9 protein-coding genes are annotated in these 12,050 nt (G+C 39.5%); 8 read left to right on the top strand and 1 reads right to left on the bottom strand.

Features of this window, described 5'->3' with window-relative positions:
* Nucleotides 1–19: 19 nt before the first annotated feature.
* The 4 genes from J4N24_RS21970 (at nt 20) to J4N24_RS21985 (ending at nt 7,078) form a co-directional block, all read left to right on the top strand.
* Nucleotides 20–1,666: a tetratricopeptide repeat protein gene (locus J4N24_RS21970; protein ID WP_207535906.1), complete on the top strand. Its 1,647-nt coding sequence runs from the start codon at nt 20–22 to the stop codon at nt 1,664–1,666.
* A 240-nt stretch (nt 1,667–1,906) separates the two neighbouring features.
* Nucleotides 1,907–4,669 (top strand): TonB-dependent receptor domain-containing protein, encoded by a 2,763-nt coding sequence (locus J4N24_RS21975; RefSeq protein ID WP_207535907.1) that lies wholly within the window; start codon nt 1,907–1,909, stop codon nt 4,667–4,669.
* A 29-nt stretch (nt 4,670–4,698) separates the two neighbouring features.
* Complete coding sequence (locus tag J4N24_RS21980) at nt 4,699–5,970, top strand: beta-helix domain-containing protein (RefSeq protein ID WP_207535908.1); 1,272 nt, start codon at nt 4,699–4,701, stop codon at nt 5,968–5,970.
* A gap of 22 nt (nt 5,971–5,992) precedes the next feature.
* Complete coding sequence (locus J4N24_RS21985; RefSeq protein WP_207535909.1) at nt 5,993–7,078, top strand: phytase; 1,086 nt, start codon at nt 5,993–5,995, stop codon at nt 7,076–7,078.
* 72 nt (nt 7,079–7,150) lie between these two features.
* Here J4N24_RS21985 and sucC read toward each other — a convergent pair whose 3' ends face one another.
* Nucleotides 7,151–8,344, bottom strand: coding sequence for an ADP-forming succinate--CoA ligase subunit beta (gene sucC, locus J4N24_RS21990; RefSeq protein WP_207535910.1), 1,194 nt, complete (start codon nt 8,342–8,344; stop codon nt 7,151–7,153).
* A gap of 175 nt (nt 8,345–8,519) precedes the next feature.
* Here sucC and J4N24_RS21995 point away from each other — a divergent pair, with 175 nt between their 5' ends.
* From J4N24_RS21995 to J4N24_RS22010, 4 genes are read left to right on the top strand one after another with little or no spacing between them, the layout of a single operon-like run.
* Entirely contained in the window at nt 8,520–9,176 is a 657-nt protein-coding gene (locus tag J4N24_RS21995; RefSeq protein ID WP_207536002.1) for an ABC transporter ATP-binding protein, read from the top strand.
* 3 nt (nt 9,177–9,179) lie between these two features.
* Entirely contained in the window at nt 9,180–9,623 is a 444-nt protein-coding gene (locus J4N24_RS22000; RefSeq protein ID WP_207535911.1) for an ATP-grasp domain-containing protein, read from the top strand.
* Nucleotides 9,623–10,234, top strand: coding sequence for an HAD hydrolase-like protein (locus tag J4N24_RS22005; protein WP_207535912.1), 612 nt, complete (start codon nt 9,623–9,625; stop codon nt 10,232–10,234). The genes J4N24_RS22000 and J4N24_RS22005 overlap by 1 nt, the downstream gene beginning before the upstream one ends.
* Before the next feature lie 32 nt (nt 10,235–10,266).
* Nucleotides 10,267–11,883 (top strand): S41 family peptidase, encoded by a 1,617-nt coding sequence (locus tag J4N24_RS22010; RefSeq protein WP_207535913.1) that lies wholly within the window; start codon nt 10,267–10,269, stop codon nt 11,881–11,883.
* Nucleotides 11,884–12,050 lie beyond the last annotated feature (167 nt).

A 12,050-nucleotide genomic window follows, 5' to 3' on the forward strand; every position in this document is an offset into this window, starting at 1 on the left:
TGCATTTCATTCCAGCACAATGTCTGCAAGTAAGCTTTTTAATTTCATTTTATTTAGCCTGATATCTCTTCCCGCTATTTCTTTTTCTCAGGCAAACCAATTTAGAGAAACGCTGCGTCATACTGAGGAGATCAGTCATGAATTTCCTGACTCAGCCTTTAAACTACTCAAAGATCTGTACCCGAAAGTGCAAAAGGCTGAGGATATAATGTCAGCGGGTATTTGCTTACAGCAAATGGGAGAGGTGTGTTTTAAGTTGGGACACTATGCTCAATCGTTCGATTTCTATAACCAGGCTGATCAGATATTCCGGAAGCAAAATAATAAGCTTCTTTTAGCAAGAAATTTAAACGGTGTAGGACTGGTATATTACTATAATCAGCAGAAACAACGGGCGCGAGAGCAATACAATCAGGCTCTTATAATATTTAGTCGCTTGAATAATCAGGAAGGCCTCGCACAAACCTACAGCCGCCTGGGACACCTTTACGAAAAAGAAAAGAAACCAGACAGCGCTTTTGTTTTTCAACGCATGGCTTTGGCCTACATCAGCAAAACAAACCGTACAAACGAGATTGCAAAGATCTATGAGAATATAGGAAGTATACATGAAGACCTGGCGCGTTACGACTCGGCCGAGTATTATTTTACAAAATCTCTGGCTCTATATAAACAGGTAAATAATCAGCAGGCATGTATTGAGGTGATTAATAATCTTGGAGACATCCTTCGAAAAACAGGGAAGCCGGCGGCTGCTTTGCTTAAGTCTCGTGAAGCCCTTAAACTCTCCATATCTAAAAATGACCTTTACGGAAAGACTTCTGCTTTAAGGGATATTTCAAAGGCTTTTAATCTTCTTAACCGGAATGATAGTGCCTACTACTACCTTGAGCTAAGCAGGGATGTAAGCAACGTCCTTTACTCAACTGAAGGTACAAGGCAAACTGCTTTTCTACAGGTATTGTATGATTTTGAGAAGAAGAACAGAGAGATCAAGGACCTGGAAAATATAAGTCACACTAATTCTGTTATCACTGCTGCTACCATTATTATTATTGCTCTTTTAGTAATCCTCGGATGGGTTATTATTGGTCGGCAGCGTCTTAAGTTGAAGGATCAAAAATCATTAAGTGAACATAAAGATCGCCTTTACGAGAATGAGAAAAAGCTGATGGAGATAGCCTTGGAAAATCAACGACTGCAAGAGGAGAACCTCACTCAGTTACTAAATTCTAAGTCAGCTGAGCTATCGAATCATATTTTAAACCTGGTTCAGAAGAATCAGGTATTGGAGGAGCTGAAGAATAAGCTTATGAACATCATTAAGGATGATAAAAGGGATCACAAGAAACACCTTCAGCAGATCATCCATCAGATAAACCATAGTTTCTCTCAAGAGCAGTACTGGAAAAGCTTCACAGGAATTTTTGAACAAGTCCATCAAAGCTTTTTTGATAATTTAAAAAAGCACAGCGAGGATTTAACAGCCAATGACATACGTTTATTATCCTTGCTCAAACTCAACCTTCCGCCTAAAGATACGGCAACCCTGCTTGGAATATCACCGGAAAGTTTGCGAGTGTCTAGATATCGGCTCAAAAAGAAGTTGAATATCCCCGAAAATGAAAGTCTTACTTCTTTTATTCATTCCTTGAAAACGGTTTAAAAGATAAAGATATTTGAGTTAACAAAAAGCTAACGTAACGCTTATAGAAACTTAATGGCGTTTTTGATACGGTATTCGTGTCTGATTATCAGGTTTTTATATCCCTATTGTATACGCTGTATACTTCCTGTATATGCTTCTTGTAACGCTGTTAATGCTTTGTCTACGCTCGGTGTTCGTTAAGTTAATATTGCAATTGCAGATTTGCTCCCATTCGAAAATCACTAATAAAAAGCTCGAATGGCAAAATTTCTACAAACTCTTTTTTTAACAATACTTTGCCTGGCTACTTCCCAGGCTGCCGTTATAAAAGGTATTGTCCGCGATTCCAAATCTGGTGAAATACTCGTTGGTGCGCGTATTCTTTTACAACCACTTAATAAAACAGAACTTTCGGGACTTGATGGTTCTTTTACGTTTAAGGATTTGCCTGCTAATAGTGGTTACAACTTAAGTGCAACTTACCTGATGTACAAACCTTTCTCCATAAATATTCCACCAACAAGTGAAAAGGAAGTAAGGGTTACAATTCAGCTACAACCTTTAAACAGCGAGCTTCGTGAAGTATCCGTAACCGTGAAAAAAGACGGAGCAGCAGAAACAACGGCTAGAAACCTTGAGAAAACAGCAGATGGGGTAATGAATATTGTGTCAGGAAAGGCTATCCAGCTTTCTCCTGATCTTACGGTAGCAAACGTAATTCAACGTGTTTCCGGAGTCTCAATTGAAAGAAATAATAATGGAGATGGACAATATGCCATTCTTAGGGGGATGGACAAGAGGTATAATTATACCTTGGTTAATGGGATAAAAATTCCAAGTCCTGATAACAAATACAGGTATGTTCCTTTAGATATTTTTCCCTCCGAACTTCTTGAACGCCTTGAAGTGTACAAGACCTTAACACCTGCCATGGAAGCTGATGCCATTGGCGGAGCTGTAAATCTGACTATGAAGGATGCGCCTTCGAGGCCTGTATTTGATCTAAATCTTGCAGGGGGATTAAATCAGCTATTCCTGAACCGTGATTTTGCAACCTTTGATTACAAAGGACTTGCAAGTAGGTCTCCTTATGAGTTAAAAGGAAATCAATACGAGGCATCTTCAGCCGACTTTGGTAAGTCAAGTACCAGTTATAGCACTAACAAATCGAATCCCAACCTAATTGCTGGTATCACTTATGGTAACAGGTTTTTGAAGAATAGATTGGGAGTTATCCTTGCGGGCAGTTTACAAAATAGCTTTCGCGGTAGTAACAGCTTGTTCTTTAATTCAGAGGTAGTAGACATCCAGGACGGAGTGAAGCTTACAAAGATGAATGAAAGACAGTACTCTGAAGAGCAGAAGCGTTATGGTCTGCATTCAAAGCTTGATTATAGGATAAAAGCCAATTCAAAGCTTCAATGGTATAATGCCATGATGAGTTTGCAGAACATTCAAATCCGGGATATCATGGCCACCCAATTAAGTATAGGTGGATATGATCCTGCTAAAGGAAATGCTACCCTCGAGTATTCTACGCGGTCGCGTTTTACCAAACAAAATATTTATAACAGTACGCTGCAGGGCCAGCATTATTTTTCTAATGCCCTTCAGTTGCAATGGTCGGCTGTGGTATCAAAAGCAAGTAATGAACAGCCGAATACCACCTTAATTCCTTTAAATGGTCTAATGACCGATTTCGTTCCAACAAGGACTACGGTTAAGGATGCCTACCAAAGATGGGAACATAACTCAGACCGGGATGTCGCGGGTTACTTGAACGTGGATTACAACACACAAGTTTCTGGGTTGAATGTGAAGTTCAGTACCGGCGGTTTGTACAGGGATAAGAAAAGAGATAATTTCTACAACAATTACCTCTTTAGACCATCCAATTTAAGAGCTGAGTACGGAAAAGATTTCCAGAGCTATTCTCAAATTGAATGGAATCTCCAAAATCCCCTTGGAAGTGTAGCAACAGCGCTTAATTACGACGCCTCCGAAAAAATATCGGCTGGTTATTTTCAATTTAAAGCAATTACAGCGCTGTTGGAAGCGACTGGAGGATTTAGGGTTGAGCATACACAGCAAGGGTATCAGATGCTATTTCCAATTGGAGAGGACAGGCCCGCAGGAGAACAAGTGTACACTGATTTGCTACCAAGTTTGAACCTTAATTTTAAAGTCAGGGATAACCAAAACTATCGCTTGTCATATTACCGGTCACTTAACCGCCCTGGATTCTTTGAACTGGTCCCAGGTAAGATCGTGGTAGAGGATTATACAGAAAAGGGGAATCCTGATCTGAAAAGGGCTATTGCAGATAACATTGACTTGAGGTATGAACTGTTCCCTAAAAAAGCAGAGCAGTTGATGGTCGGGGCATTTTACAAATACATTCAAAATCCCATTGAATATACTCTTAGTCCCGACGCTGTACGCCAGCAGGATATCTTTTATTTTCCGGGTAACTTTGGGAATGCTACAAATTATGGAGCAGAGATCGACTTCATTAAATACTTCAGGTCTTTCGGCATTAAGGCAAACTATACCTATACGCACTCACGCATCACTACCGACAAGTCTAAACGCATCAGAAGAGCGGAGAATAACAGCGACCTTGAAACGATAACTGTACAACAAACACGGCCTCTTTACGGCCAGGCGGCACACGTAGCTAATCTTAGTTTCTTGCTTAATAACGTTAAAAGAGGATTTGATGCCCAGGTCACAGGATCATATACAGGTAAACGTATCAATACGGTTTCTCAATTTGTAGATCGGGATCTGTGGCAGAGGGGCTTTATACAGCTGGATGCCTCTCTCGAAAAGAAACTGAAACGGGGCATCAGTCTTTTTGCAAAGGCTAATAACCTTTTAAATACTCCATTAGAGGTTTATACCAATAGTACGAATCCTAACAATTCTGATGTCCCTGCTCAGGATATTAGTGGTAGAACTCTTATCCAGAGGGATTACTACCAAAGGTCGTACTTGCTAGGCATTCGATATAAATATTAATCAAAAACAATTTAATCAATCATTTCAGCATGAAAATCATTTCAAAAGCAAAGCTTTTTGTAGGTCTTGTACTTTTTGGCTCGTTCGTAACTAGTTGTAGCAAAGACGGAGAACCTGTTGTCGAAGAAAAACCGGTAGTAAGTGATAATGTCTCCGGAGAAGTTTCAGGAACATGGAAAAAAGGTAATACTTACAAAGTTACAGGTCACCTCGAAATTCCAGCAGGAAAATCACTGACAGTAGAGGAGGGGGTTACTATCCTTATGAGTAATAGTACATTGAAACCAGAGATAATCGTGAAAGGTAACCTTTACCTTCTTGGAACTGGTTCAAATCCTGTAAAGGTAACTGTTCCTGAAGAACTTAAAACTACAGCTAATCAATGGGGAGCTTTATGGGGAGGTATCATTGCAGCTTCCACAAGTTCAGAAATTGTGATAAACAATAGTGAAATTAATTACGGAGGTGCAGTAACAACTGAAGCTTCTCCTTCAGTTAAGGCAGGTCTTTATAAGGCCGCAGCCGGAGAGCACGTTCCTTTTCTCTACTATTCAAATACGGCAGGAAAACTAGTTGTAACCAACAGCACGATCAGTCACTTTAATGAAGACGGGATGTATATTGAAGGTGGTAATGTGATTATTGCAAAGAATAAATTTTACACGACAGGAGAAGCCGGCGGTGAATCAGTGAATCTAAAATCGGGAGTGATTGCCGATGTTGCTTTCAATTTAATGTATAGTCCTAATACCAACGCCATGAAGCTCTCTAATAGTGGCGAACGTTCTCCACAACTACACATTGTTGGTTATAATAATACCGTAATCAATGCTGGTTGGAGAAGACCTACTGCAAAGGGTGGTTCTTTATGGGTAGAAAAAGCTGCTTATGCAGAATTGTATAACAATCTTTTGGTGAACAGCCGTTATGGTATCAAAAGAGATAAAGGTAATCCTGAAGACAATCGCAGTAAATTTACCAACACCTTCTATTACGGATCTACAGAAACTGGAGTATTGCAGTTTCAGCCAAATACAGAGATCATTGCAGGGACAAATGATGTAATCAGCACAGTTGTTGCAGCTAACGATCCCCAATTTGAGAGTTATCCATTGAACACTGACAATTTAAATGCTGTATTTAACACCAGTTGGGACTTTCATTTAAAATCTACATCTCCTGCCTTGAATAAAGGAAAGACTGATTTTACTCCAAACTTTGTTAACGGTCTTGTTGTAAATGGCGTAACTTACAAATCTCCCGCTCCTGCCAATTATATCGGAGCTTATTCTACCAAATAATAAAATCTCCTTCAATTGATTCATGAAAAGAATATTTCCAGGTATTCTGGCCTTAGGGGCTGCAGGTCTTTTATATGCCTGTAGCAGCCTTGAAGCCAATACCTCTATAAGAGCTGCTACTATTAAACCTGTTATCATTACTGATACCGTTGATTTCGATTCCGATGATCCAGCTATTTGGGTCAACCCTTTAGATCCTGCTAAAAGCCTGGTTATAGGTACAGATAAAGATCTGAATGGAGGACTTTACGTATTTGACCTGCAGGGTAAGATCGTTAAAGATAAAGTGGTAAAAGGGTTGCAGCGACCTAATAATGTCGATATCGCTTACGGTCTTCAGCTTGGCAGCAAACCCACCGATGTGGCCATCACTACTGAGCGTTTCACACACAAGTTGAGAGCGTTTTCCTTACCAGATATGAAGCCTGTGGATAATGGTGGAATTTCTGTTTTTGAAGGGGAGCTACAACCTGAGTTCCGGGATTTGATGGGAATTGCTACATACAAAGACAAGGAAGGTAAGATTTACGCTATTGTGGGAAGGAAAACGGGGCCTGTAGATGGCTCTTACCTTTGGCAATATTTACTTCAGGACGACGGAACTGGAAATGTGAAGGCAAGTCTTGTACGAAAGTTTGGAAAGTATAGTGGTAAGAAAGAAATTGAAGCTATTGCCGTAGACAACGAGCTCGGCTTTATCTATTATTCTGATGAACAGGTAGGTGTTCGACAGTACTATGCCGACCCTGAGAAAGGAAATAATGAGCTGGCCTTGTTTGGAACCTCAGGTTTTAAAGTAGATCACGAAGGAATTTCTATTTACAAAACCTCAGATACCACGGGGTATATAATAGTATCCGATCAGGGTGCAAATCGCTTCCGGATTTACCGAAGAGAAACTGGAAAAGATAAACCATTTGATCATCCTTTCCTTAAATCGGTAAATGTGAGTGCAATACAAAGCGATGGTTCTGACGTAGTTTCTGTACCGCTGAATGACACTTTCAAACATGGCTTATTCGTCGCAATGAGTGACGACAAAACCTTCCACTTTTATAGGTGGGAAGATATAGCAGGCAAGGAGCTTTTAAGCATCGGAGGTAAATAAGATATCTTCGTTTTTTGCATAACAAAAAAGGGCAGCTGAAGGCTGCCCTTTTTTGTTTATTATCTTTTAAGCTTAGTCAGCCAAAACTTTAGTTACAAGATCAGCTGCTTCTTTCAATAAGATAGCAGAGTAAACCTGTAAACCAGAATTGTCTATCAATTGCTTTGCCTCTTCAGCATTGGTTCCTTGTAAACGAACAATGATTGGAACACGAACGTTACCTAATTCCTGATAGGCATCGATTACACCTTGAGCAACACGGTCGCAACGAACAATACCACCGAAGATGTTGATAAGGATCGCTTTAACATTTGGATCTGAAAGGATGATATTGAAACCTGCTTTTACAGTTTGTGCATTTGCAGTACCACCAACGTCAAGGAAGTTAGCAGGTTCGCCACCAGCTAATTTAATGATGTCCATGGTCGCCATTGCTAAACCAGCGCCGTTAACCATACAACCAACGTTTCCGTCAAGTTTTACATAGTTAAGGTTTGACTTGCTTGCCTCAACCTCGGTTGGATCTTCTTCCGACTCATCGCGTAAAGCAGCGTAATCAGCGTGACGGAATAAACCGTTATCGTCTAGATTTACTTTAGCATCAACAGCTAAGATTTTATTATCAGAAGTTTTAAGAACAGGGTTGATTTCGAACATTGAAGAATCTGTAGCTTCGTATGCTTTGTAAAGAGCAGCAATGAATTTAGTCATGTCTTTAAAAGCTTCGCCACTTAGTCCTAAGTTGAAAGCAATTTTACGAGCCTGGAAGCCCTGTAAACCAACTTTAGGATCAATTTCTTCCTTGAAGATCAAGTGAGGTGTATGTTCAGCAACTTCCTCGATGTCCATACCACCTTCTGTAGAATACATAATGATGTTACGACCTTTTGCACGATCTAGAAGTACACTTACGTAAAACTCTTTAGTTTCACTTTCGCCAGGGTAATAAACGTCCTGTGCAACAAGTACTTTATTAACTTTTTTACCCTCAGGTCCTGTTTGTGGAGTAACCAATTGCATACCGATAATAGCACTTGATTTCTCTTTTACTTCGTCCAGGTTTTTAGCAAGCTTTACACCGCCGCCTTTTCCGCGACCACCTGCGTGGATCTGTGCTTTTACCACAACCCAATCAGAATTGTAATCTTCTTTCAGCTTTTTTGCGGCTTCTACAGCTTGTTCCGGAGTGTCGGCAACAATGCCTTCCTGAATCCGAACGCCGAAGCTTTTTAATATCGCTTTACCTTGATACTCGTGAATATTCATTGTATAGTAAGTTTCGAGGCGTAAAACTAATACTTTGGTTTAACTTACGAAAAGAATTTATGCAAACTGAGTATGTAAAAGATGTGTTATCTGAAAAAAGAATAAATTTATTAGAAAATATGACGGCGAAACCACTTAATTGATGAATATCATAATAAAACCTATCTTCGCCACTATGCTTAAGGCTGATCAGATCAAGAAATCATACGGCAAACTGGAAATTCTGAAAGGAGTTGATTTTGAAGTGCAGAAGGGAGAAATCGTAACGGTGGTAGGCGCCTCTGGAGCAGGAAAGAGCACTCTACTCCATATCATGGGTACCCTCGATAAGCCCGATAGGGGAGAGCTGTTTATAAACGATGTTGATATTTTAAAACTTTCCTCCAAAAGGTTAAGCGCCTTCAGAAATCAACATATTGGCTTTATCTTTCAATTTCACCATTTGTTACCGGAATTTACATCTCTCGAAAATATTTGCATACCTGCTTTTATAGCTAAAAAAAGTAAAAAGGAAGCTGAAGTGCGTGGCAGGGAGCTTTTAGAAATGTTAGGATTAGGGCATCGCGCCGATCACAAGCCAACAGAGCTATCGGGGGGCGAGCAGCAAAGGGTTGCTGTGGCACGTGCCCTTGTTAATCATCCTGACCTGGTTATGGCGGATGAACCTTCTGGTAACCTTGATTCTGAAAATGCCACTGCACTCCACCGTTTGTTCCTTGACTTAAGGGATAAGTTTAATCAAACTTTTGTAATCGTTACTCATAATGAAGATCTGGCCGGAATGTCTGACCGGAAAGTCGTTATGAAAGATGGACAAATTATAAGTAGCTAAACATTGAAAATTTTAATTACTGCAGCTTCTACTGCTACAGCTTATAAATTAGAAAAGGAACTTGCTGGATCTGGTAGTCTTATCCTTGCTGATTCTGTTGATCTTCCTTCTGTTTTAATAAAAGATAAGCGCTTCATTAAAATTCCTCCTGCTAATTCTACCAGTTTCAGCCATCAACTGCTTACACTTTGCCTTGATGAAGGAATTGAGCGCGTGTTTCCTTTAAGAAGATCTGAGATTGAAGCATTATCAGAATCAAGGCAACTTTTCGATGAATATGGGATTGTGGTCATGGTTCCTATATCACCGAATCTTTCTTCTTATTGGGGGAATTCTAAGACAGGAGAAATCCTTATTAAAGAAGATGACGATGAATTTGCAGGTCGTGGAGTATACTTAATAGAGGAGGGATCATTAGATAACCTTCAAATTTTAACGGCAGATTAATGATCAGTTATAGCGAGATAGATCCTAAGAAGAAAGCTTTTGTATTTGAAATGGACAATGTTCTGTTTCCCGAAAAGGATTATTTGTTACAGGTCTATTACCTGTTTGCGAATTTCCTGGAATATATTGAAGCTTTTCCTCCCGCTGCAGACGTTACGAATTTCTTCAAGAAGGTTTATGAGAATCACGGTTCTCCTTTGATCTTTGATAAGGCCAGGGAAGTTTTTGGTTTCGAGGAAAAATATCGCGAGAATTTTGAACGCCTTCATCGCGAAGCAAAATTACCGCTGAAACTCCTATTATATAAAGAATCATTAAGTTTCTTGCAGGAAGTGGTTGTTGACAGGAAAGAGATCCTGATCCTAACCGGAGGGGATCCTTTACAGCAATTAAATAAGATCAGGCAAATCGAGTGGAACGGGCTGGAGAAGTACCTGCGCGTTTACTTTACGGACGAAATTGCTCCTAAGCCCTCAGCAGAAGCCTTGTTATATGTCTTGGCTCAGCATCAGTTAAACGCAGAGGATGTAGTATTTTTAGGAGCTACAGAGCTCGATTCGCAGTTTGCTAAAAATGCTGAGATCGATTTTATAAACGTAAAATATTCTTAACTTAAACCCAATTTAAATTTTCATAATTGTTTATGATTAAAGGAGTTACTAAATCTTGTCTTTCTGCTGGAAAATTCTATTTCTGCGCGCTTTTTTTTGCTTTAAGTATTATGCTGGCCTGTAAGAAAGACAAGAAAATTGTTCCGGACACTGGGTCAAGAACCGAACTTACTAAAGACTCGATTTTCCTTTATGCCAAACAGGCCTATTTATGGTATAACCAGTTACCTGAATACGATTCGTTCAAACCAAGGGGATTTAATTCTTCAAGTGAGGAATTGGATAACCTGGAAGCGGAGTTATTTGCCTTGACCCGTTATGCAAAAAACTCTTCCAATGTTTCTTATGAGTTTTTATCAAATGGTTCAGGTGGAGATGAAGGTCGTCCGAAGTACTCTTATATTGATAATACAACGGATCAAAATCCCATTGCCTTCGTTCCTAATAAAAAAGCTTCTGTAGACCTTCAGGGTAATGGTTATGATTTCGGATTGAAGTTAGATTTGTATGGTGAAAGTGTTAGTAATTACAAGTTGTATATAGAAGCGGTGTATCCTGGGTCAGATGCAGCAGCAAAAGGCTTGGGAAGAGGAGAGTATATAACTGCCATTAACGATAAAACTATTGGGACAAACTATAACAGTGAAATTGGGCTTGTCAATGATGTTTTCTTTGGAGACAAGTATACTACAGTTAACATCAAGGTGACTAAAAGGAACGGTACTAGTGTGACCTTGAACCTTTTAAAGAAGTCGTACAAAAGTTCCCCTATTTATAAGGACTCAGTGTATACTGCGGGTGCAAAGACAATAGGATATATGGCATATGCCAGATTTACAAATCTTAGCAATTCTCAAAGTGATTTTAATCGTGTCTTTGAAAGATTTGCAACTAGTGGTGTCACAGATCTAATTATTGACCTTAGATATAATGGTGGCGGTTATGTTTCTACTGCCGAGTATTTGATGAACTTAATCGTCCCCTCTTCTGTAGGAACTCAAATGATGTATGCAGAGCATTTCAATAAATTGATGCAGGATGGGAAGGCCACAATACTAAAGAATCAACTTATTCTTGATGCCCTAAATCACCCTCAAGATTCGAATAACGATGGTAAATTAGATACCTATGCTGATGCATCCTATACGGTTGCTTCTAATACGCGAAATTTTGCCAAGCAAGGGTCTTTGAATAATATAAATACAGTAGTATTCCTTGTTTCCGGTAGTACAGCTTCAGCGAGTGAATTAGTGATCAACTGCTTGAAACCTTACATGAATGTTAAGGTGGTCGGTCAAACAACTTATGGTAAACCTGTAGGATTTTTCCCCATCAGAATCGACAAATACGATGTTTACTTGTCCCTTTTTGAATCAAAGAATTCAAGAGGAGAGGGCGGTTACTACTCTGGTATCAATCCGGATTATCCAGTTTCGCTATCTGCTCCTCGTCATGACTTTGGTGATTTAAACGAAGAATCTATAAAAGCAGCTTATAATTACATTCGGGGGGGGAGTTATATTGCTTCTGTAAAAACACCTTCTACTGTTTTAAGTAAGTCTGTTCTTCCTTTAGAACAGAAGGGAGCAACTCTATCGAGAGATTCAGAATTTAAAGGAATGATAGAAGACAGGATAAAGGTAAAATAGCTGCTTTTATGGTATCTAAATTTGTTTTAGATTTCGACCTTTGCTGCTTGAAATTTTTTCGCGCGAGCTGAAGGACAGGTAGTTATTGATTTTCAGTGTCATCTTCAGGCAATCATTATTAATTCCGTTTTCTATGGTCTGCTTATTGTATAGACTTTGATCGTCTA

The organism is Desertivirga arenae (assembly GCF_017355785.1).
GTDB classification, from domain to species: Bacteria; Bacteroidota; Bacteroidia; order Sphingobacteriales; family Sphingobacteriaceae; genus Desertivirga; species Desertivirga arenae.

Bases quoted from the DNA above. Each gene is read 5' to 3' on its own strand.
- J4N24_RS21995 (WP_207536002.1), top strand. From the start codon at position 8,520: ATGCTTAAGGCTGATCAGATCAAGAAATCATACGGCAAACTGGAAATT.
- J4N24_RS22005 (WP_207535912.1), top strand. From the start codon at position 9,623: ATGATCAGTTATAGCGAGATAGATCCTAAGAAGAAAGCTTTTGTATTT.
- sucC (WP_207535910.1), bottom strand. From the start codon at position 8,344: ATGAATATTCACGAGTATCAAGGTAAAGCGATATTAAAAAGCTTCGGC.
- J4N24_RS22010 (WP_207535913.1), top strand. From the start codon at position 10,267: ATGATTAAAGGAGTTACTAAATCTTGTCTTTCTGCTGGAAAATTCTAT.
- J4N24_RS21985 (WP_207535909.1), top strand. From the start codon at position 5,993: ATGAAAAGAATATTTCCAGGTATTCTGGCCTTAGGGGCTGCAGGTCTT.
- J4N24_RS21975 (WP_207535907.1), top strand. From the start codon at position 1,907: ATGGCAAAATTTCTACAAACTCTTTTTTTAACAATACTTTGCCTGGCT.
- J4N24_RS21980 (WP_207535908.1), top strand. From the start codon at position 4,699: ATGAAAATCATTTCAAAAGCAAAGCTTTTTGTAGGTCTTGTACTTTTT.
- J4N24_RS21970 (WP_207535906.1), top strand. From the start codon at position 20: ATGTCTGCAAGTAAGCTTTTTAATTTCATTTTATTTAGCCTGATATCT.